Origin of the sequence: Polaribacter sp. Hel_I_88 (assembly GCF_000687935.1) — a bacterium.
Classification (GTDB): domain Bacteria; phylum Bacteroidota; class Bacteroidia; order Flavobacteriales; family Flavobacteriaceae; genus Polaribacter.
On sequence record NZ_JHZZ01000001.1, the window covers coordinates 17,595 to 41,128 of the forward strand.

Annotated in this window: 20 protein-coding genes and 1 pseudogene; 9 read left to right on the forward strand and 12 right to left on the reverse strand. The window is 29.8% G+C overall.

Translation table 11 applies throughout. The features are described 5' to 3' along the window. Positions 1-56 precede the first annotated feature (56 nt). Entirely contained in the window at positions 57-467 is a 411-nt protein-coding gene (locus tag P161_RS0100100) for a hypothetical protein (RefSeq protein ID WP_155810379.1), read from the forward strand. Positions 468-663: 196 nt separating this feature from the next. Then, positions 664-1,134 (forward strand): hypothetical protein, encoded by a 471-nt coding sequence (locus P161_RS0100105; RefSeq protein WP_155810381.1) that lies wholly within the window; start codon positions 664-666, stop codon positions 1,132-1,134. Positions 1,135-1,348: 214 nt separating this feature from the next. Here the strand turns inward: P161_RS0100105 and P161_RS0100110 are convergent, their stop codons facing one another. From P161_RS0100110 to P161_RS19420, 4 genes are all read right to left on the reverse strand, one after another. Then, entirely contained in the window at positions 1,349-2,470 is a 1,122-nt protein-coding gene (locus P161_RS0100110; RefSeq protein WP_026775076.1) for a M23 family metallopeptidase, read from the reverse strand. Between the two features lie 326 nt (positions 2,471-2,796). Next, positions 2,797-3,354, reverse strand: a complete 558-nt coding sequence (locus tag P161_RS0100115; RefSeq protein ID WP_026775077.1) for a fasciclin domain-containing protein — start codon at positions 3,352-3,354, stop codon at positions 2,797-2,799. Between the two features lie 198 nt (positions 3,355-3,552). Further along, complete coding sequence (locus P161_RS0100120; protein WP_026775078.1) at positions 3,553-4,311, reverse strand: DUF481 domain-containing protein; 759 nt, start codon at positions 4,309-4,311, stop codon at positions 3,553-3,555. Positions 4,312-4,477: 166 nt separating this feature from the next. Continuing rightward, positions 4,478-4,651, reverse strand: a complete 174-nt coding sequence (locus tag P161_RS19420) for a hypothetical protein (protein ID WP_155810383.1) — start codon at positions 4,649-4,651, stop codon at positions 4,478-4,480. A 51-nt stretch (positions 4,652-4,702) separates the two neighbouring features. Between P161_RS19420 and P161_RS19425 the strand changes: the two genes are divergently transcribed. The 3 genes from P161_RS19425 to P161_RS0100140 all read left to right on the forward strand — a co-directional run bounded on the left by P161_RS19425 (position 4,703) and on the right by P161_RS0100140 (position 7,080). After that, positions 4,703-4,864 (forward strand): hypothetical protein, encoded by a 162-nt coding sequence (locus tag P161_RS19425; protein ID WP_155810385.1) that lies wholly within the window; start codon positions 4,703-4,705, stop codon positions 4,862-4,864. Between the two features lie 174 nt (positions 4,865-5,038). Then, the gene (locus P161_RS19835; protein WP_026775079.1) at positions 5,039-6,394 is read left to right on the forward strand and encodes a transposase; all 1,356 of its coding nucleotides are present in this window, start codon (positions 5,039-5,041) and stop codon (positions 6,392-6,394) included. 245 nt (positions 6,395-6,639) lie between these two features. Further along, a complete protein-coding gene (locus tag P161_RS0100140; protein WP_026775080.1) occupies positions 6,640-7,080 on the forward strand; it encodes a hypothetical protein in 441 nt (146 codons plus the stop codon). 67 nt (positions 7,081-7,147) lie between these two features. Here P161_RS0100140 and carB read toward each other — a convergent pair whose 3' ends face one another. The 5 genes and pseudogenes from carB to P161_RS20030 form a co-directional block, all read right to left on the reverse strand. After that, complete coding sequence (gene carB, locus P161_RS0100145; RefSeq protein ID WP_026775081.1) at positions 7,148-10,003, reverse strand: carbamoyl-phosphate synthase large subunit; 2,856 nt, start codon at positions 10,001-10,003, stop codon at positions 7,148-7,150. Between the two features lie 108 nt (positions 10,004-10,111). Further along, the gene (rpmH, locus tag P161_RS0100150; protein ID WP_026775082.1) at positions 10,112-10,273 is read right to left on the reverse strand and encodes a 50S ribosomal protein L34; all 162 of its coding nucleotides are present in this window, start codon (positions 10,271-10,273) and stop codon (positions 10,112-10,114) included. A gap of 131 nt (positions 10,274-10,404) precedes the next feature. Next, a complete protein-coding gene (locus P161_RS19435) occupies positions 10,405-10,557 on the reverse strand; it encodes a hypothetical protein (RefSeq protein WP_155810387.1) in 153 nt (50 codons plus the stop codon). 192 nt (positions 10,558-10,749) lie between these two features. Then, positions 10,750-10,929 carry a hypothetical protein gene (locus tag P161_RS0100160; RefSeq protein WP_026775083.1) on the reverse strand — a complete coding sequence of 60 codons (180 nt, stop codon included), beginning with the start codon at positions 10,927-10,929 and terminating at the stop codon, positions 10,750-10,752. A gap of 2 nt (positions 10,930-10,931) precedes the next feature. Further along, positions 10,932-11,138 (reverse strand): annotated as a pseudogene (locus tag P161_RS20030) (type II toxin-antitoxin system RelE/ParE family toxin); the annotation flags it as partial. 155 nt (positions 11,139-11,293) lie between these two features. On the opposite strand from P161_RS20030, the gene P161_RS0100165 reads away from it, so the two are divergent. From P161_RS0100165 to P161_RS0100180, 4 genes are all read left to right on the forward strand, one after another. Further along, complete coding sequence (locus tag P161_RS0100165; RefSeq protein ID WP_026775084.1) at positions 11,294-12,907, forward strand: CTP synthase; 1,614 nt, start codon at positions 11,294-11,296, stop codon at positions 12,905-12,907. 271 nt (positions 12,908-13,178) lie between these two features. Continuing rightward, a complete protein-coding gene (yidC, locus tag P161_RS0100170) occupies positions 13,179-15,056 on the forward strand; it encodes a membrane protein insertase YidC (protein ID WP_026775085.1) in 1,878 nt (625 codons plus the stop codon). 212 nt (positions 15,057-15,268) lie between these two features. Then, positions 15,269-16,249 (forward strand): hypothetical protein, encoded by a 981-nt coding sequence (locus P161_RS0100175; RefSeq protein WP_026775086.1) that lies wholly within the window; start codon positions 15,269-15,271, stop codon positions 16,247-16,249. An 834-nt stretch (positions 16,250-17,083) separates the two neighbouring features. Further along, positions 17,084-18,115, forward strand: coding sequence for an AI-2E family transporter (locus P161_RS0100180; protein ID WP_197026309.1), 1,032 nt, complete (start codon positions 17,084-17,086; stop codon positions 18,113-18,115). 40 nt (positions 18,116-18,155) lie between these two features. On the opposite strand, the gene P161_RS0100185 is transcribed toward P161_RS0100180, so the two are convergent. Genes P161_RS0100185 through P161_RS0100195 form a run of 3 tightly spaced genes read right to left on the reverse strand, consistent with a single transcriptional unit; the run spans position 18,156 to position 23,501 of the window. Next, on the reverse strand, positions 18,156-19,472 hold the full coding sequence (locus P161_RS0100185) for a sugar MFS transporter (protein ID WP_026775088.1): 1,317 nt from the start codon (positions 19,470-19,472) through the stop codon (positions 18,156-18,158). Positions 19,473-19,521: 49 nt separating this feature from the next. Beyond that, positions 19,522-20,523, reverse strand: a complete 1,002-nt coding sequence (locus P161_RS0100190) for an isoaspartyl peptidase/L-asparaginase family protein (RefSeq protein ID WP_026775089.1) — start codon at positions 20,521-20,523, stop codon at positions 19,522-19,524. A 23-nt stretch (positions 20,524-20,546) separates the two neighbouring features. Next, positions 20,547-23,501: a GH92 family glycosyl hydrolase gene (locus P161_RS0100195; RefSeq protein ID WP_026775090.1), complete on the reverse strand. Its 2,955-nt coding sequence runs from the start codon at positions 23,499-23,501 to the stop codon at positions 20,547-20,549. Positions 23,502-23,534 lie beyond the last annotated feature (33 nt).

Below are 23,534 nucleotides of genomic sequence, written 5' to 3' on the forward strand. Positions count from 1 at the left end.
TAAGGCTACATAATTTTAAACATCCATCACAAAAATGATAAAGTAAAAAAGCAATTATGAAAACATTAATTCTAATATTATTTTTAACAATTAACTTGTATTCTTTTTCTCAGAAAACAGAATTTAATTATGATGAACATATTTTACTTGAATATGCAAAACTAGGAATATTAGAATATGATTTAGCATCATCAAAAAAATCTGAATTTAATAAAAACTACGATACTACCAAATATTTGACTTATGGAAGAGTTATAAACGATTGTGAAGGAATAAGCAGAAAAATAATTCTATTTGTATTTAAAAGTAAAGTTGGGCAATATACCGCTTCAACTTATATGATTTACTCTGATGGTTTATTTGAATCCTTTCTTAGCAGAGGATATTCAGCTCAAAGTGCTGAAAATGAATTAAATTATTTCAAAAACCTCAAAGATGGAGGCAATTTGTTTCATTGTGGGATTTAAAAAGTTGCTGTTTTTAGCTTAACTAAAATTATTTATTTTGCATACTTATGAGTAATTTTTGGAAATTTCTAGTACAGAAAAAACGCTACTTTTTTAAACCAAACAAATCTTAATGAATTTTAGAAACGATTAAGAAATATATAAAAATTTGAAAGCATAAAACTTTGGTTTATAGTTTCGGAAAATGAATAATGAAATGAAAACGTTATCAAAAAACAATGTAACATTAAACTTAATACTTCAAATCATTTTAATTTTAATTGTTAATAGTATCGTATTTATAGCAATAAGTAAATCTATTCAATTTAAATTTATTGTATTGACTGGAATTACAACTTTAGGACTAATTTGGATATACAAACGCTATAAAAACACATATAACCTATTTTTTAATGAAAAGTATCTAAATTTAAAAAACAGAAAAAGAGAACGGAATATCAATTTTAAAAATATTAAAAGAATTAAACTTACTTTAAGTGATATGCGAATAATGGGACTTCAGTATTATGAATACAAAATTGAATTTACGAATGAAAACGGAATATTTGAATCAATCCGTTTCTTTATATCTGATATGAATTCGGAATTATGGGAGTTTCAAGATTTAGTAAAAAAAAATTCATCAAATATAGTAATTGAAAATAAAGCAAGTTCTTGGGATAAATAATTAGAAACTAAATCCATATTTTAAAAATAGAATTTGAGATATTTCAAATTATACAAGGTTAAAATTCGCTGTTTTTTTTTAAAAAAAAAGGGTATTGTTCATCTACAAGTCCTCGTTTGCTTTCCCAAACTCATTTTCAATAGCAAAAAAATATAATCAAACTAAAAAAAGTTCTGTTTTAGGTAAAATTTAAAAACTGAAAAAATAAATCAAATTATATATTTTCTGCAACCAAACTTTCGTGCATAAAACCCTCAATATTATCAGCATATTTTATATGAAACCAATTGTCTATTTTTCCTAAAATTGTTATTGGCGTATTTTCAGTAAACGTTTCTATCTTTTTATACGCAACTCCTGAACCAATTCTTAATTCATTTTTAGTCAATTTTGTAATGCCGTTTTTAAAAACCTTTTCTTCTATACTATTTGGTAAATACGATTTTTTCACAAAAGCTAGTGGATTTATAGCTCCAGAAGAATTATAAATTCCAAAATGTAAATGCGGACTTGCTCCTTTTGCATTTCCTGTATTGCCTACAAATCCTAGAGTATCGCCCAGTTTTACATATGCACCAGCACTTGTTGTAATACTATCTAAATGTGCATAGTACAAGGTTTTGCCAAAAAGACCACTTTTTAACCAAATTTGCTTTCCACCCAAACCACTATTTTTAGCAGTCGCAACAAAACCATCTACAGAAGCAATTACTGGAGTTCCTCTTTTGGCAAAAATATCAATGCCTTCATGTTTTCTTTTTCCTCCACTTCTTACAGCTCCCCAATAACTTTGAATATCTTTATTGCCTTTACCAGCAACAGGAAATAAAAAAACAGGTTCAGTATAAACGCTAATATTAAAATCGACTTTTTTAGTGAATTCTGAAAACATTACAATTTTGTAATAGCCCGTTTTAAAAACTTCAAAATTAAGATGGTTTAAGGAAGCTTCATTAGAAACTATGGAATTTTTTGAAACTAAAGTATCATTTAAAACACTATAAATATCTGATGCAAATTGCAAAGAATCTGAATCGATATTTGTTTCTATTTTTAATCGTTCTCCTTTTTCTAAAAATATTTTATATGATAGAATTGAAAAATCTAACGAATCTGATTTTGTATAAATAACGCTTGGTAATACTAACTCTAAATTATTATTTTTGGCTTGTTCGTAAACATCTTCGAATTTCTTACTTAAAGTGTCATTATCTTTAAAAGTACTTTCTATAACTTGTTTTCCAGAAGGTTTTGTAAATTTATCAGATAAATTTTGAACTTGTTTGCAAGCAGCAAAACAAAGGAATACTAAAATAATTTTAATATTTATTTTCATACATTCTACTTTATAAAACTCTATAAATAACTTTTATTTTTTGATTTATTTCAACTGGAAAGCTAAACGAATACCTTGCCAAATTATTTTTAAATAAAAATTAAGTTTCTAAACTTATACAACTTTGTTCAGCATTTTTTGAACTTGGCAATGTTAGTTTTTATTTGTCTTATGAAAACTTAAAAATTCCCCAAAAAATCATTCGTAGTAAACTATTTTTTTAACCTTTATTTTAGGTTGATTGTAAAATGTTCAAGAGTACATTATACTCATAAAAAAAGCCTTCAATTTCTTGAAGGCTTCAATTATCTAGTATTAGATATAAATTATTTAGGCATTACAACACTGTCAATTGCATGAATTACTCCATTTGAAGCTGCAACATCTGCAATTACTACTTTAGACATGTTTCCTTTTTCGTCTTTCAACATTACATTTCCACCATCTATAGAAGCTGTTAAAGAACCTCCTTGAACAGTTTTTACTGTAAAAGTTCCATTATTTGCTTTAATTGCTTTTACAACTGCTGCTGCATCAAACTTTCCAGCAACAACGTGATACGTTAAAATGCTTGTTAAAGTTGCTTTATTTTCTGGCTTTAATAATGTTGCAATAGTTCCTTCTGGTAATTTAGCAAAAGCATCGTTTGTTGGTGCAAACACAGTAAATGGTCCATCTGAACTTAACGTTGCTACTAAATCTGCTGCCTTTACTGCTGCTACTAATGTTGTAAAACTGTCATTCCCAGCTGCTACTCCAACAATATTTGGTGTTTGTGTTGTTTCAACTGGATCAGTAACATTTCTTGTGTTTAAAATTGTTGCTGATGACAATGTAAAAAGAGCAATAAATGCCAAAGCGATTAATCCGTTTTTTGTTTTCATGATATATTTTGTTTTTAGTTAATAATTAATATGTTACAAATGTATATCACAAACGGAGTTCTAAAATCATATTTTTGTTTAAAGTTTAGTTAAATTTATTAAACAAACATGTTTTTAATAAAAAAAACATCCTTGAAAGAGAAAAATTCAACAAAGAGACGCTATTGATGTAAAAAAAGAAATTTAGTAATAATGAAGTTAGTAACTTTTAAATTTAAGACCAAACGTTAAAAATTGATCTTGTTGTACTTGGTTTTCGATAACAATACTTTCGAACGTGTGTAAGTAGTTTATTTTAAAGTTTATGTATTTCCAGATAGGAAACTCTATTCCTACATCTGTTTGCCATCTATAATTATCACTTTCTTCTAAAGAAGGTTGATAATAATTTTCATGAGTTACAATCATTTTATTTTTAAATATGGAATGGCTGCCACTTACCCAAAAAGTTGCTCTTACCGTATTTATTACTTTATTTCCATTAAAAGCTACTCTATTAAAGTTTGCTCTTCCAAAAACTGTTTTTTCGTATTCGCTCGATACAGAAAATTTAAGCCAATCCTTTTTTTCTTTTATAATTTGATAGGTAACTCCAGCACCTAACAGATAACGCAAATCGATTTCTCGTCGAAAGTTTGTACTAATAAATGCCAACAAAAAAGGGTGTATTTTTTTATCTTGATGTAAATATAAAAAATTGAGACTTAAAATATCTTCATCTGCTTTTTCCTTACCAAACTCTTGATATACGTATGAATTGATTGTTTTAAATGTAAGCTCCTTTAGAGGCTTAAAACTAAAGTTAGACTTTGCTCTAAAAATAATGGTTTCCACATTGCCAGTTTGCCAAAAACCAGTTATAGACAAATCTGCTTTTAAGTTTAAGGAATCCTTTTCTTTTATTTGTGCACATAAAGTCGATGAAAAAAACAAAATAAAATAGCATAAAAGTTTCATGATTTATTTTTATAAGAGCAAAGATAAAATTCGAGCAGTAACCTGTATAAAAATTTTATAATTTAATTTTAAAATAAATGAAAAAGGTATAAAGTCTTAACATATTTTATGAATAAAAAGCCAGTGAATATATCACCGGCTTTCTTATATAAATTTCTAAAAGAAATTACTTATTCAAATACATTTTACGTCTTGCATATAAATCGTAAAACTGATCATCTTTTAAACTATCGATAAATAAAATGCTTTCTACAGTCGATTTCATTTCTGGTCCTAGTTTCTTATTTACATTCGGGAACTTGTTAAATGAGAGAATCATATTACATTCATACTCCTTCATTATTTTTAGATCTTGAATCAATTGAAAAAATCAATTTAGTATATTTGCATTATGAGTACAAAAGAAGACTTAAAAAAATATATTTCTAATCTCAAAGAAAAACTAAAGGAAGAACTTCCAAGAATTTCTGAAGAGATTCGAATTTATGAAGAAAAATTAAATAAAGGAGAATTAACTCCAAACCCTACACCTGGTCCACAATTTAATGGATAAACCAAAATTACTAATAATTGCAGGTTGTAATGGTTCTGGAAAATCTTCTTTCTCTAGGCACTTTCAGAATTAAATAAACACTTGTTTATCAGTTAAATAAGTTGTATTTTAGATAAACCAAACCCCGTAAATAGGCAAAAAGCCTAAAAAACGGGGTTTTTCTTTTTTACAAATATGAAAATACGAAGAATTTCTGACTTCCAGTACTCTTTTTCTTTTTTATCCTCTACAGAGGAATTAGAAAAATTCAAAGCACGTTTTTTAATGTCTGATTTAGGTAAAATTTACAGTGCAATTCCTTGGAAAAATTTAGTCAAATCATTTAAAATTACAGAAGCTATCAAAGGACCAGACTGTATTTTTAGCCCTCAAGGAAAATTAGGTTTAATGTTTTTAAAACATTATGCTTGTTGTTCTGATAAGCGTTTGATTGAGCAGTTGAATTCCAATTATAATTATCAGTTTTTTTGTGGTATTTATTTAGGATTTGATACCCTTGAAAACTATAAAATAGTGAGTCAAATACGTTGCGAATTAGCTGCTGATTTAAACATTAGTTCAACAGAAAAAATACTATTTAATTATTGGAGTAAATATATTGATGAACAAGAAAAAGCAACAACAGATGCCACTTGTTATGAGAGTGAAGTTCGCTATCCAACAGATCAAAAACTATTGAAAGAATCTGTTGACTGGTGCTATAAACAAATGAAGATAATTTGTAAATCTTTAGGTGTAAAACTTCCTAGAACCAAATACTTGAAATGGTCAAAAAGATATGTTGGTTATAGTAAAATGCGAAGAAAAACAACAAAGAAAAGAACCTCCATAACAAGAGCTTTTTTAAAACTATTACGCAAATTATTAGCGGAGATTAAAACTCTTGAAAAACAACATTATTTTACAATGCCAAATCGTTTTTATAAAACACTAAATACAGTAAAAAAAATATTCTCACAACAGTATTTACTGTTTGAGAAAGGAGAAAAACCAAAGAATAGAATCGTAAGCATAAGCAAAGATTACTTACGTCCAATAGTGAGAGGAAAAGAGATAAAAAAAGTAGAATTTGGGGCAAAAGTAAACAAACTTCAAATTGATGGAATTAACTTTATACAGAAAATAAGTTTTGATAACTTTAATGAAGGGACACAATTTAAAAATACAGTTTATAAGGCACAAGGATTAACCAATAGGAAAATTAAAATACTTGGTGCAGATGCTATTTATGCAACGAATAAGAACAGAGTTTTTGCAACTTCAAACCATATACAAACAGACTTCAAACCTAAAGGAAGACCTTCAAAGCATCATAAAGAGCAAAAAAAGCTCAAAAAAATGATTACCAAAGAAAGAGCTTCTAGATTAGAGGGGGGTTTTGGTAAAGAAAAGGAACATTATCATCTAAAAAAGATAAAAGCGAAAACCAAACCAACAGAAATACTTTGGATATTCTTTGGTATTCATACTGCAAATTGCCTTGAAATTGGCAGAAGAATGCAAAATCAAATTTTACAAAAAGTAGCCTAAATTTTTAAAATAAAAATTAAAAACACAGGATAACTATGCAATAAGGTTACTGCGAAACATAAAAAAGGTATATAAATTAAAAAAGTGATAGAAAATTATAATTTTCTATCACTTTTTTAAAATAATTTTCAAAAAATTAAACTACTTCTGAAAGTGCCTCTCTAATGCTTTTACTGAAAAAAGCTTTCTCCCTTATGATTATGACAAGGTTTTAATCTTTAATCTCTTCTGACTTTAGAGAGCAAATGGCTCATAATTTAGCCAAATCTGACTTAGAAAATAAAATTAAAAATGCTATTGAAAACAAATTAGACTTTTGTTATGAAACCAATTTTAACTCAACTCCATTATATTGGCCCAAAATATTTAAAGTTGCTAATTATAGAATTGAAATTGTTTTCTTTTGTTTAGATTCAATTAAAAAAGCTAAAGAAAGAGTGCGAATTCGTTTTGAAAACGGAGGCCACTTTGTTCCTGACAATGAAGTAGAAATAAGGTATAAATTAGGTTTTGAAAATCTAAACAAATACTGGAAATATTTTGATTCAATTAATTTATTTGAAACTAGCACTTATAATTCAACTCCCGATCATTTTTTAACTATTGAAGAAAATAAATTGATTTTATTTAATTATTTTCCACAATATCTTGAAAAATTAATTCCAAATTTTAAGGAAATTTTATAATTCTTTCAAAAAAAGCCTCCAATTCTCTTTAGAGTTGAAGGCTTTTAAAATATCAAAAAAATAAATCTTACTTATTCAAATACATTTTACGTCTTGCATATAAATCGTAAAACTGATCATCTTTTAAACTATCGATAAATAAAATGCTTTCTCCAGTCGATTTCATTTCAGGTCCTAGTTTCTTATTTACATTCGGGAACTTGTTAAATGAGAAAACTGGTTGCTTAATTGCAAATCCTTCTAATTGCGGATTAAAATCAAAATCCGTTACTTTATTATGACCTAACATTACTTTTGTTGCATAATTAACATACGGTTCTTTATACGCTTTTGCAATAAAAGGCACAGTTCTAGAAGCTCTTGGGTTGGCTTCAATAATATAAACGATATCATCTTTAATAGCAAACTGAACATTTATCAATCCAACCGTTTTTAATTCTCTTGCAATGGTATGTGTATGATCTTTAATTTGTTGCATTACAAATTCACCTAAATTAAAAGCGGGTAAAGTTGCATTAGAATCTCCTGAATGAATTCCACATGGCTCTATATGCTCCATAATTCCTATGATATACACATTTCCATCAGCATCACAAATAGCATCTGCTTCTGCTTCAATTGCGCCATCTAAATAATGATCTAACAACAATTTATTACCTGGCATTCTGCCTAATAAGTCAACCACATGCTCAACTAATTCTTCCTTGTTGATGACAATTTTCATTCCTTGGCCACCCAAAACATAACTTGGTCTTACCAAAATTGGGAAGTTTAATTCGTCTGCCAATTGCAAAGCTTCATCTGCAGTTTCTGCAATTCCGAATTCTGGATAAGGAATGTTATTATCTTTTAACATCGATGAAAAACGACCTCTATCTTCTGCAATATCTAAAGCTTCAAAAGAAGTTCCAATAATTTTAATTCCGTATTTGGTTAACTTTTCTGCTAACTTTAAAGCAGTTTGTCCACCTAATTGTACAATAACTCCTTCTGGTTTTTCGTGACGAATAATGTCATAAATATGTTCCCAAAAAACTGGCTCGAAATATAATTTATCAGCAGTATCAAAATCTGTAGAAACCGTTTCTGGATTACAGTTAATCATAATCGTTTCATAACCACATTCAGCAGCTGCTAAAACTCCATGCACACAGCAGTAATCGAACTCAATTCCTTGCCCAATTCTGTTTGGTCCAGAACCTAAAACGATTATTTTCTTTTTATCAGTTACAACACTTTCGTTTGCAATGATAATTTCACCATCTGCAGTTTCAATTTCATTCTCAAAAGTTGAATAATAATAAGGCGTTTTTGCTTTGAATTCAGCAGCACAGGTATCCACTAACTTAAAAACACGTTGTACTTTTAACTCTTCTCTTTTAGTATATACTTGACTTTCCAAACAACCCAACATGTGTGCTATTTGTCTGTCTCCATATCCTTTTTGCTTTGCCTCTAACAATAAATCTCTTTGAAGTGTATCAATTGTATACGTAGAAATTTCTTTTTGTAATTGGAATAACTCTTCATATTGCTTTAAGTACCACATATCTATTTTTGTGATATCATAAATCTGGCTCAAAGGAATTCCCATGGCAATTGCATCGTAAATAGCAAAAACACGATCCCAACTTGCGTTGGTTAATTTTTCTATAATCTGATTATAATTTGTATATCCTTTTCCATCTGCACCTAAACCATTTCTTTTAATTTCTAAAGATTGTGTGGCTTTGTGCAAAGCTTCTTGAAAAGAACGCCCAATTCCCATTACTTCTCCAACTGCTTTCATTTGTAACCCTAAAGTTCTGTCTGAACCTTCGAATTTATCAAAATTCCAACGTGGTATTTTTACAATAACATAATCTAAAGTTGGCTCAAATAAAGCTGATGTAGATTTTGTAATTCCGTTTTCTAATTCATCTAATGTATACCCAATCGCTAATTTTGTAGCTACTTTTGCAATAGGATATCCTGTTGCTTTAGAAGCTAAAGCTGATGATCTTGAAACTCTTGGATTAATTTCAATAGCAATAATATCTTCTTTTTCATCTGGAGAAACTGCAAATTGCACATTACAACCACCTTCAAAATCTCCAATAGAACGCATCATGTGAATTGCCATATCACGCATTTTTTGGTAGGTTTTATCAGACAATGTCATAGCTGGAGCTACTGTAATAGAATCTCCTGTATGAATACCCATTGGATCCATATTTTCGATAGAACAAATAATAACAACGTTGTCATTTTTATCACGCAACAACTCTAATTCATATTCTTTCCAACCCATCATGGCTTTGTCAATCATCACCTCGTGAATAGGTGATGCTTCTAAACCTCTGCTTAACAATTCGTCAAAATCTTCTGTTTTGTAAACGATAGATGCTCCTGCTCCACCTAATGTATATGAAGAACGGATTACTAATGGAAAACCAAATTGTTGTGCAATTTCTTTTCCTTTTAAGAATGATGTTGCAGTTGCTTGAGGCGCCATTGGCACACCAATTTTCAACATTAGTTCTCTAAACTGTTCTCTATCTTCTGTAACATTAATCGCATCAATATCAACACCAATTAATTTTACATCAAAATCTTTCCAGATTCCTTTATCATCTGCTTCAATACATAAATTTAAAGCTGTTTGCCCACCCATTGTTGGCAAGACTGCATCAATTTGTGGATGCTCTTTTAAAATTTGAATGATTGATTTAGTAGTTAAAGGCAACAAATAAATATGATCAGCCATGGAAGGATCTGTCATAATAGTTGCTGGGTTAGAATTGATTAAGATTGTTTCTATTCCATCTTCTCTTAAAGAACGTAAAGATTGTGAACCAGAATAATCAAATTCACAAGCTTGCCCAATAACAATAGGTCCAGATCCGATAATTAAAATTGATTTAAGGTCTTTTCTTTTTGGCATTGTAAGTTATTGTTTTTATTTGTTTTACAAAAATAGTTACTGATTGGGTATAAAAAAAGGTGTTACTTAAAAAAGTAACACCTTATATATTAACAATTGTTAATCATTTTATTTTTTATGTCTAGTTTCAGATGAAACAGAAATTTTCTTTCTTCCTTTTGCTCTTCTACGAGCTAATACTTTTCTACCATTAGCAGAAGCCATTCTTTCCATGAAACCATGTTTGTTTCTTCTCTTTCTCTTTGATGGTTGGTACGTTCTTTTCGGCATTGTATGTATTTTTAAAAATCTTCTTAATAATTATAGTTTTGCTTTATAGAATTACCTCATTAAAAGCGTGTGCAAATATACAACTGTTTTTATTTTAGACAAATAGTATTTTAAAAAAAATTAAAATATTTTTATTTTATCTTTTTTAAAAGTTTTTTCATGGCTTTTTCCCCCAAACTAAAAGAGTTTTTATGTACAGGAATAGTTCCTATAACTGGTCCTTGATGGTCTATAGCCTCTTCAAAATGATATTTAGAATCGTTAACAATAGCTGTACAACTCACTTCTATAACTACTTCAAAAGTATCTTAATCTATAATTTTAATGCTAGCAATAGCATTTTATAAAGCAGAAATTAAACGTGCATTGATTTTTCTACACTTGCTTCATTTTGCCCTTTGATCAAAAAGGATAATAACAAGAAATTTATTAGGAGGATTTTTTTCAAAACTTATTTTGTGTTTTTTTAAACTTTACTACTCTATGTCCAATTCTTTCTTTAAATCAGCTAAACTAACTCTATTTCCATTGTCTGTTAATTTATGCATTTGGATAGAAAGCATATCTTGTAAGTCTTCTACTTCTTTTAAATTTAATTCTGCCAAAATACCTTTTAGAGCATCCAAAATTCCATTTTTCACTTTAATTGTTTCCATAATTAATAAATATCTTTTCTATGATTAACGTCTATAATTAAAATAATAAACTCAGTATTCTGTAATTCATAAATTATTCTGTAGTTTGCTACTCTTAATCTAAAGTAATTGCTCCCTTTTAAAGGTTTAATATTACTTGACTCTTTTGGATTCAAAGCTAATTCTTCTAATTTAGATATGATAAGAGTTGGATATTTCTTATCAATCTTTTTAAGGTTTTTTTACAGCTTTAGTAGTAAACTCTAATTGAAACATACATTATAAATCTATACAAATATACAGAATAAAACTATTTATAATTATTCCACTTTTTTATTTGTGATGTTCATAAACGTTAGTACTTTTGCCCAAACCTAAAGTAACCATGCACAATACTAAATACGTTTTTGTAACAGGAGGCGTAACTTCATCACTTGGAAAAGGAATTATAGCAGCATCTTTAGCAAAATTATTGCAAGAAAGAGGCTTTTCTGTCACCATTCAAAAATTAGATCCATACATTAATATAGATCCAGGTACACTAAATCCTTACGAACATGGAGAATGTTATGTAACTGATGATGGTGCAGAAACCGATTTAGATTTAGGGCATTATGAGCGTTTTTTAAACATTCCTACAAGCCAAGCTAACAATGTCACTACTGGTAGAATTTATCAATCAGTTATTGATAAAGAAAGAAAAGGAGAGTTTTTAGGAAAAACGGTGCAGGTAATTCCGCATATTACTGATGAAATAAAACACAGAATTCAAATTTTAGGAGAAACTGGCGATTATGATATTGTAATTACAGAAATTGGTGGCACTGTTGGTGACATTGAATCTTTGCCTTACATAGAATCTGTTCGTCAAATGCTTTGGGAAAAAGGCGAAGAAAATGCCATTGTTATTCATTTAACCTTAGTGCCTTTTTTAGCTGCTGCAGGCGAGTTGAAAACAAAACCTACTCAGCACTCTGTAAAAATGTTGATGCAAAGTGGCGTAAGTCCAGATATTTTGGTCTGTAGAACTGAGCACGAAATTTCTGATGACATCAAAAGAAAACTAGCCTTATTTTGTAATGTAAAGCAAGAAGATGTTATTCAATCTATTGATGCAGAAACTATTTATGATGTGCCTAACTTAATGTTAGCACAAAATTTAGATACGGTTGTTTTAAATAAATTAAAACTTTCTTCTAAAGGCGAACCTGAATTAAAAGTTTGGAATAACTTTTTAAGAAAGCATAAAAACCCAACATCCGAAGTTGAAATTGGATTGATTGGAAAATATATTGAATTGCAAGATTCTTATAAATCGATTACAGAAGCTTTTATTCATGCTGGTTCATCACATGAAACAAAAGTAAAAGTACGTTGGATTCATTCTGAAAGCTTATCACCTAAAACTGTAGAAAAAAAACTAGAAGGTTTAAACGGAATTTTAGTGGCTCCTGGTTTTGGAGATCGTGGAATTGAAGGAAAAATAAAAGCTGTAAAATATGCACGTGAAAACAATATTCCTTTCTTCGGAATTTGTTTAGGAATGCAAATGGCTGTGATTGAATTTGCCAGAAATGTGTTGAACTTAGAAAACGCAAGTTCTAGTGAAATGAACAAAAGCACGAAACATCCTGTTATTAATTTAATGGAAAGCCAAGAAAATGTAACTAACAAAGGTGGCACAATGCGTTTAGGTGCATGGGATTGTCAACTGACACACAACTCTAAAGTTTACAAAGCTTATAAATCTGAATTGATCAGCGAAAGACACAGACATCGTTATGAGTTTAACAACGACTATTTAACTCAAATGGAAGAAGCTGGTTTAAAAGCAACAGGAATCAACCCAAAAACTGGTTTGGTAGAAGTTGTGGAATTAGAAAATCATCCTTGGTTTGTGGGAGTTCAATATCATCCTGAATATAAAAGTACGGTTTTAAAACCTCATCCTTTATTCGTCGATTTTATAAAAGCAGCTTTGAAACAGTCTAAGAAGTAGTTCAGAGTTTAGAGTTTAGAGTTCAGAGTTCAGAGTTCAGAGTTTTATAATGGAAATGAAATAAAGAAATATTTACGCTTACTTTGAAATAATAAATTAAAAGATGCTGAAACGAGTTCAGCATGTAAAAACGGAACACAATTTGAACTATTAGAGATTCAACAATAACCGTAGAAAAATCAATTAAAATATAGTAGATTTTGCTACATTTGTCGCCTTTTTAACAAAAGATTTTCTGGCGTTAATGACAAACTGACATTTAATTTTACACATGGAACAAAAAAAATTCGATTATAATTCTTTTATTGGAATGATTCTTCTTGCAGGAATCGCATTATGGTATTTTAACACAAATCCGCCAACAGATATTCAAGAAAAAGAATCTTTAGAAGTTGTAGAAACTCCTACTGAACAAGACACTAACACAATAGATGTTGCTCCTTATTTTGAAAACGATTCAATTAAACAAATTGCACTTCAAAATCAATTAGGTGCTTTTGCACAAAGTGCAATGACAGGTGCAGAAGGTACCTCTGTTATAGAGAATAACCTAGTAAAATTAACTATTGCCAACAAAGGTGGACAGATTGTAAAAGCGTTAATCAAAAATTACAAAACCTACGATTCGCTTCCTTTATATATGATTAAAGACAATAATGCGTCTTTCAACATCAATTTTGGAACTACAGACAATCGCATTTTAAATACAAAAGATTTATTTTTTGAGCCGAACTTAACTAAAAATGGAGAAAACACTGTTTTGTCTATGAAGTTAAAAGTTTCTGATACTCAATTTTTAGAGTACAGATATGAAATTAAACCGAAAAAATATTTGGTTGATTTTTCTGTTCGTTCACAAGGTTTAAGCAACGTCATCAACGCTTCTAACCCAATTAATTTAGATTGGTCTTTAAAAGGATACAGACATGAAAAAAGCATCAAAACTGAAAATAGTATGTATTCTTACTACTACTATAAAACTGAAGATGATGTAGATTATTTAAATGCTGGCAATACAGAAGTTATAAATGATGTTGATTGGGTTGCTTACAAACAACACTTTTTTACCAGTAACCTATTAACAGATACACCTTTTGATAACGCAACTATAACCTCTACAGATTTAGTTGAAAACGAAGATATTGATACTGTTTTTACCAAAAAATACGAACTTAAAACACCTTTAGCCTTAACTGCTGGTGAATTAAATTATAACATGAAGTGGTTTTATGGCCCAAGTGATTATAACTTACTAAGCAGCGAACAATATGAAGGAACAGATTTAGATGAAATTGCAGATTTAGGTTGGGGAATTTTTGGTTTCTTAAACAGAACTATTTTTTATCCTGTATTTAATTTCTTACAAGGCTTTTTAGGTAATTATGGTTTAATCATCATTTTAATGACGATTGTTGTTAGAATTATCATGTCGCCTTTAGTATATAAATCGTATTTATCGAGTGCAAAAATGAAGGTAATCAGACCTGAATTAACTGCCTTGAATGAGAAATATCCTGGAAAAGAAAACGCTATGAAGCGTCAGCAAGAAACCATGGCCATTCAGCGAAAAGCTGGAGTTAGTATGCTTTCTGGTTGTATTCCTGCTTTATTACAAATGCCAGTATTCTTTGCATTGTTTAAGTTTTTTCCAACAAATTTAGCGTTAAGACAAGAAAGCTTTTTATGGGCACCAGATTTATCTTCTTACGATACTATTTTTAACTTGCCATTTGCGATTCCTTTTTACGGAGATCACGTAAGTTTATTCCCAATATTGGCTTCTGTAGCTATTTTCTTTTACATGAAAATGAACCAAAGTCAACAAGCAAATATGCAAGCACCAACACAAGAAGGGATGCCAGATATGAGCAAAATGATGAAGTATATGATTTACTTCTCTCCTATTATGATGTTGTTTTTCTTTAACAACTACGCAAGTTCATTAAGTTTGTATTACTTTATTTCTAACTTATTAACCATTACAATTATGTTGGTAATTAAGAACTATGTAATTGATGAAGATAAAATTCATGCACAAATTGAGGAAAACAAAAAACGTCCTGAAAAAGCGAAGAGTAAATTCCGTCAAAGAATTGATGCTGCTATGAAACAAGCACAAGAGCAACAAGCACAACAAAAAAAGAAATAAAAGGTAATACCTTTATATAATTTAAAAACCCAAAACTTAATTGTTTTGGGTTTTGTTTTTAAAAATGGGTATCTATATGAATCTTTTTTTATTAAAATATACTGCTATAAATAAATTATCTTTACAGAGTAACATAAAAGTATGATGTCCTGTTAAATTTACGGGATATGAGTATTAAAAGTTGCTATATAACGAGTTTAGGCCTAATTACGATGAAAAAGGAAGAAATAGAAACACACTTGAAAAGGAGACCTGCAGTTCACGAATTAGTAATTGGAGCTTTTATTCAAGAGCCTCTATTCTATTCAGATAACATATTTGCAGTTCCTTTAAAAGCCATAGGCTATGAAATGTTTGCTAGATATTTAGTCAAATATTCAATTGAAATTGGAAAAGCGAATGTTGATAAAAATGGAATTACAAGTTTGATTAATCAGGGAATTAATTCATTACCTGTAATTGCAATAATTTGTTTTCTTGACAAAGATGATTCTCCAGAAAATTTAGAACTAAATGCAATAGATGACTTATTAAGAGCTAAAGAAGCTTTAAGTTGGTCTTCAGGAGAAAGAATGGATACTTTTGGATATTTGATTCTTGACAGTAAAAATAGTTTTTTTAGATTGACACCTCCCAATTCAAGAAAGAGAACAAGACTTGGGTTTGGAAATACAGGAAGTGACTATTTAAAACAAATTCAAAAAATCATTGAAACCTCAAAAAATGATGAACATTTTTCCTACGCTTTATCAATATTCAAAGATGCCAATTTTGAATCTAATCAAAAGTTTAAAATTGCAAGATATTTTAATTGCTTAGAATGTTTAGCTTCAAATTTAAAAAAATCAATTGGTTCGAGAAAAGCAGTTAAAATTTTATTAGGATTGGAAAATGGTGCAATTTCAGAAATAAATATAAATGGTAAAAAATACAGATATGATGTAATAGAGATTTCAGGTCGTATTAGAGATAAATTATTTCACGGAAAACAATTCGTTAAAAAAGATTTAAATACAAAATCAAGAGATGCATTTGAACTTTATGATAATCATCCTGAGAAAATTGCTGAATCTATCCAAGGTTATTGTGAGATTGAAATAGCAAAATGGGCAAATGGAGCATCGAATGGAATAAAAAATAACTATGCACAACATCCGAATATAACAAATAGAATTACAAACATTAACTTATAAAAACATTAAAGCTAAAAATCAATAAAAAAGATTAACCCAGATTGAAAACTTTATACCAATTATTAAAAAAATTGAAAATTTAGTAAAGTAAAACAAAATATATAATTTATTTCTAATCCTAGCTTACTTACAAATATTAAAGTCAACTCACACAACCACTTTAGACCCCTTACGAATGATAAAGTAACCTCACTCAAACACTAAGTAAAGCTTCCGAATAACAAAGTCACCTCTCGCAGTCACAAAGTAAGCTTACATAAAGACTAAGTAACCCTAATCAATGACAAAGTCGCCTCTCGCAGTTGCAAAGTCACCTTACATAAAGACTAAGTAACTCTAATCAATGACAAAGTCACCCCTCGCAGTTACAAAGTCACCTTGCATAAAGACTAAGTAACCCTAATCAATGACAAAGTCGCCTTAAACAAACACAAAGTAACAATACACAAACACTAAGTAGCTTTTAATAAAACTAAAAATACCAAAAAATGTTTGAACACAAGATTATTTCTTTCTGACGCCTGTATTGAGCGAAGACGAAATAGAAAGATTAAGAGCTGCTTTTACCTTTAAATCTCCCAAAAAACAAAACATACCCATAACAAAGAATTGCTAAAATAAACGCTGTTTTAAAATCAAAACCATCGATTAAAAAATTGAAAATTTAACTAATAAGCAGTCTTTACTAAGTTATTTAGAACAATAACATCAAAAATTAATCTTTAATTATTGTTATTTTATTTTGTTCGTTTTTAAAAATGATTAGATTCGTGTAAATTTTTATTTCAATACTGTATTTTTGAAATACTTTGGTTTAATTTAAAAATGAAACGAATGAGCTCACCTCAAAAAGCATCAACTACAAATATCACTTTTGAAAAAAAAGTATGGATTACCGTTAAAATACTAATTTTAACAATTGCTATTTTATTACTATTCCAAAGCACTTTTCGTATTTTTTTATTGGTGTTGGCGGGTTCATTAATTGCTATTTTTTTTAGAAGTTTAAGCGATAAAATTCAGCGTTTCACAAATTTTAAAGAAGGTGTTTGTGTTGGCATTTCTATTTTTGCAAGTTTAGTAATAACTGCTGGATTGTTTTGGCTTATTGGGGCTAAAGTGCAAACTCAAATCACTGAACTATCAGAAACTTTACCCAAAACTATTGATTATTTAAAGAATGAAATAAACAGCAGTTCTCTTGGTGAAAATGTTATGAATAGACTAACTTCAAATAGCTCTATAAATAAAGCACAGTCTTTTGTAGGAAAGTTTTTTGAATCTACATTTGGAATTTTTGGAGATTTGTATGTTGTCTTGTTTATTGGTATATTTTTTACAATTTCACCCAACATATATACCAATGGATTTATTGAATTATTGCCTATTAAAAGACAACAAAAAGGGAAGCAAGTTTTAGAAAAATTAAACGAGCAATTACGCAAATGGCTTAAAGGAAAATTATTTTCGATGGTTGTTGTGTTTATCTTAACTGCCATTGGTTTGGCAATTATAGGCATGCCTCTTTGGTTGGTTTTAGCACTTTTAGCAGGCTTAATTAGTTTTATTCCTAATTTTGGCCCACTAATAGCTTTGATACCAGCTGTATTAGTCGCGCTTTTACAAAGTCCAACCATGGCTGCTTTAGTGATTGGTCTTTATGCTTTAATTCAATTTATAGAAAGTAATTTTATAACAACATTTGTTCAGAAAAAACTTATTAATATGCCACCAGCACTTATTATAATATCGCAATTAATTATGGGGATTTTAACTGGTGGTTGGGGATTGATCTTAGCAACACCGATTACAGTTATCGTAATTGTACTTGTGCAAGAATTATATCTTAAAGAAAGAAAATCATAACAAAAAAATCTCTATACTTTTTAAAAGTAGCGTTATTATATCAACTTATTTTCTTTGCTTTAAACCTACCAAAAAACAAAATGTATCCATAACAAAGAATTGCTAAAATAAACGCTGTTTTAAAACCAAAACCATCTATTAAACTACCAAAAATAAAAGGAATTACAGCTCCACCCACAATTGCCATACATAGCAAACCAGAAGCCTGTGCTTTTAAATCACCCAAACCTTCTAAACTTAACGTAAAAATAGTTGGGAACATAATTGAGTTGAACAAACCAACTGCTAAAATAGACCACATAGAAAGTAAACCTACTGTGTTTATGGAAATCATAATCATAAGTATTGCCAAAGTTGCAAAAATGGCTAACACTTTTCCTGGTGCCATAATTTTAGTTAAATAAGAACCTATAAATCGACCAATCATGGCTCCACCCCAATAAAAAATTACAAAAATACCCAACAATGATTTTGGATCGGAATCTGTGAAAGTTTTATTAAAAGTACTTGCAATGGTGTTGGCAATATGCATCATGGTTTCATTTTGAGCAACGACTGCTCCTAAATTCATATCAGCAAAATAATTGACCAAAAAGCTACCAATAGAAACTTCTGCACCTACGTACACAAAAATTCCTAAAGCTCCTAGTAACATAGCTTTGTTTTTTAACAACTTTCCATAACCGCCCTTTGGCACCTTTTCCATAACTGTTGGCAAGTTGATAAATCCAAAAATGATGGCTAAAATTGCAATGGAAGCAGCAATCCATAAAAAAGGTGTTTGCACTGTGGCTGCTTCTGCAACATAGTAATTCGTTTTATCAAGTTCACTTAATAGATTAATTTCTTCGGATGTTTTTACGGAATCACTTAGTAAAAATAATGCACCAATTACAGGAGCAATTGTGGTTCCTAAAGAGTTGAATGCTTGCGACAAATTTAAACGACTACTTGCACCATCTTCAGTTCCTAACAAGGCTACATAAGGATTTGCAGCCACTTGTAAAATGGTAATTCCACCAGCTAATGTAAAATATCCGATTAAAAACACTACAAAAGTTCTGTATTCTGCAGCAGGATAAAATAACAAACAGCCTAATGCCATGGTTAATAGGCCTAAAACAATTCCTTTTTTATACCCGATTTTAGATAATATAAATCCTGCAGGTAAAGAGAACACAAAGAAAGCCACAAAAAATGCAAATTGTACTAGCACTGTTTTTGCATACGACATTTCGAAAACATCTTTTAATCTTGGCACTAAACTATCGACTAACACTGTAATAAATCCCCAAAGGAAAAATAACGTCGTTAAAAAAATAAAAGCACTTTTGTAGGATTTCTTGGTTGTTGACATTGAAAAAAGTTATGAATTTTGAGTAATTAGTTTTAAGTTTAAAAATATGCTAACTCTTATTAAAAAAATCTGATTTGATATTCTTGTTTTCTTTGTTTTTGTAAATGTTATAACTAAACCACTCATGAATAGAATACGCTCCTGTTTCACCTTGTTTATTCACAGCAATGTAACCGACTTGAAAGTCTTTAAAATTCTTTCCTGGTTTGTTTACAATTCGTCCAATAGCTTCTTCACAAGCTTCTTGTGGAGTTCTTCCTTGACGCATTAATTCCACAATTAAAAAGCTACCTACTGTTTTTAAAACTTCTTCTCCTAAACCTGTTGCAGAGGCTCCCCCAATTTCATTATCTACAAACAAACCTCCACCAATTATGGGTGAATCTCCTACTCTACCAGCCATTTTATATGCCAATCCACTTGTGGTACAAGCTCCAGAAATATCTCCTTTTTTATCAATAGCTAACATTCCAATGGTATCATGATTTTCGATATTGATAATCGGTTTGTATTCTGATGTTTCTTTCCATTTTTCCCAAGCTTTTTTAGAAGCCTCTGTTAATAAATCCTCAGGTTCAAAGCCTTTAGAAATGGCAAACTTTTTTGCGCCTTCACCCACTAACATTACATGTGGAGTATCTTCCATGACTTTTCTTGCTACAGAAATTACGTGTTTGATGTTTTTTACACCTAAAACTGCTCCATAATTTCCTGTTGAATCCATAATACAAGCATCTAGAGTTACATCTCCATCTCTATCAGGTAAACCTCCTTTTCCTACAGATTGTCCTTTTTCATTGGCTTCTTCTATTCTACAGCCTTCTTCTACTGCATCTAAAGCAGATCCTCCTTTTTCTAGAACTGCTGCAGCAGTTTCTACGGCTAAATCTGTTTTCCAAGTGGCAATAACCAATGGTTTTATAACTTTTGATGATGCTACACCAATTTTTTTATCTTTTGTAGTTTCATCACATGAAATTAATGATGATGATACAGCAACCAATCCTAAACCTGTAGCTGATGCTTTTTTTATAAAATTTCTTCTTTTCATTTATTCTGAATAACTTTTACTGTTTATCTTATTTGGATTTCATCTACAAAAATCCAACTTCTTCCATCATGTTTGTAACCTAAATGCCATTCAGGAAGTTTGCCTAATTTTTTTGCAATGATTTTTATGTATCTAACTTTTGTATTTGGAGGATATTTAAAAATATATTCTTGAATTTTTACATTTTCATTTTCTTTAGTGTTATCGACTGAATAATCACCTAGAGATTTATAACTTTTAGCATCAGAAGAAATTAAAATCTCTACTTCAGAAGGAAGAAAAATCCATGAGCGTTGGTCTTCTAAGAAATTGACTTCTAATCTACCTTCATTATTATCTTCTTTTCCTAAATCAACAATAGCCACTAAATCTGTATTATGATATCCTTGCCAAGTGCCTGTTCTAAAATCTTCTGTTCCAAGAATTCCATCAATTAAAGCATTATTTCCACCAGCATTATATTGATTTGCATACTTGCTTTGTAATTCAATTTTAAGGTTTGGATCTATTTTATAAAAAGTTGTGGTAATTGTTTTACTTTTTGTTTCTCCTTTTTGGGCATAAACTGATAATGTCAAGGCTTCAGAAATTAAAATTGGATATTCATATTTTTTAAATTTATGACCAAATGAAAAATATATTTCTGCATCTTTATCAACAGACTTTAACTCTATTTCTGTACTTTCTTTAAAAGCAATATCTCCTTTTGCAATAAAAGGTGATGCCACAATTACATGTTCTTTAATTTCTGTTGATGGAATAAATTCATCTTTTGTTCCCCAATTTGTAGGTTGATCTGTCATTTCAAAAATCAAACTTCCACCATTCATAATAGCTGTATGATTGATATACGAATACTCATAGTTTTCTCCATTTAATTTTACAGATTTGATGTATTTGTGCTCTTTAGATTTATATACAACATCTACCGTGAATGATTTTCCAGATTCTAAATTAATAGTAGCCTTATTAAATAATGGACTTCCAATAATATATTGATTAGCACCAGGAGTTACAGGATAAAAGCCTAAAGAAGAAAAAATATACCAAGCACTCATTTGTCCACAATCTTCATTTCCTGAAATTCCATCTGGAGCATTTGTGTACAATTCTGTTAAAATCTGACGTACTTTTTCTTGAGTTTTATAAGGTTTGTTTACAAAATTATACAAATAAGCCATGTGATGACTAGGTTCATTACCATGTGCATATTGCCCAATTAAACCAGTAATATCTACTTGATGACTTCCAGAAGTTTTATCGTTAGCTGTAAATAATTTATCTAACTGATTTTCTAATTGCTGCTTTCCTCCTAACAATTTTGTAAAACCTACAATATCTTGAGGCACATAAAAACTGTATTGCCAAGAATTGGCTTCTGTATAATTAAAGTTTACTTCATAAGGATCAAAAGGTGCAAACCAGGTATTTCTAAATCTACCTCTCATAAATTGCGTACTTGGATCAAAAATATTCTTATAATATTGTGCTCTTTGTGAGTAGGTTTTATAATCATTTTCTTTACCCATTGCTTTTGCCATTTGTGCAATTGTCCAATCATCATAAGCATATTCTAAGGTTTTAGAAACCGATTCAGATTCTTTTTCTACAGGAATAAAACCATAGTTTTTATACGAATCTAAACCTAATTTATCGCGAGTTGCAGAATGTTTCATTGCTTCTAAAGCCTTATTAGCATCAAAACCTTGTATACCTTTTAAATAGGCATCTGCAATTACAGGCACTGCATGATATCCAATCATACAACCTGTATAATTTGCAGCTAAATCCCAAATTGGCATAATGCCACCTTCATCATATTTAGCCAAAAAAGTATTGATAAAATCGTTGGTTTTTTCTTGCTCTATAATGGTATATAGAGGATGTGCAGCTCTATACGTATCCCATAATGAAAACACTGTATAATAATCAAAATCTTTAGTTTTATGGATTTCTAAATCCATTCCTCTATATCTCCCATCCACATCTTGATACAAATTTGGAGCTAATGCAACATGATACATAGAAGTATAAAAGTTGACTTTATTGTCTTCATTTTCATCTTCTATAACAATTTTTTCTAATTGTTGTTCCCAAAAATCTTGTGCTGTTTTTTTTACTTCTTCAAATGATTTGCTACCAATTTCTCCTTCTAAATTCTTTCTAGCTCCATCAACATCAACAGCAGAAATTCCTATTTTAATAAATACAGGTTCGTTATTTGGATTGATAAAATTTAAAGCAGCTTTTCTACCACCAACTAAACCATCTTGCAAAGGTGACTGTAAAACATCTGTAAATGGATGTGAAGTTTTTATAACATAAAACAATCGTTGATCTGTTGCCCATGCTTTAGAATGACGATAACCTACAATTTCTGTATCCGAAATTTTATCGATTTTAGCATCTAAAACTTCATCTCTATGCTCTAAATCTAAAATTACAAATTGATTTTCAGCAGTAGGAAAATTATATTTGTGCATTCCACTTCTTTTAGAAACTGTTAATGCTACATCAATATTTGTATCATCTAAATGCACTTTGTAAAAACCAGGCTCTGCAACTTCATTCTTATGAGAAAATTTAGATTTATAGCCTTCAACTTGCACAGAGCTTGACGAGGTGTTTGCTCCATTATTAAATATTTGCTTATTGGTTGGCATCAGTAAAATATCTCCATAATCAGAAACTCCTGTTCCACTTAAATGGGTGTGTGAAAATCCGTAAATTTCATTGTCTGAATAATGGTAACCTGAACAACCATCCCAACCATCCAACCTTGTGTCTGGAGATAATTGCATCATTCCAAAAGGCAAAGTTGCACCAGGATATGTGTGTCCATGACCATCAGTTCCTATAAAAGGATTTACATAAGAAATTAAAGGTTTGTCTTTTTGGGCTTCATGAATTTCGATTTCTGGTTTGCAAGATATTATTGTAAATACGAGAAGAAAAAGAGAAAAAAATTGAAGCTTCATCAAAATAGATTATTAAATTCGTATCAAATATAA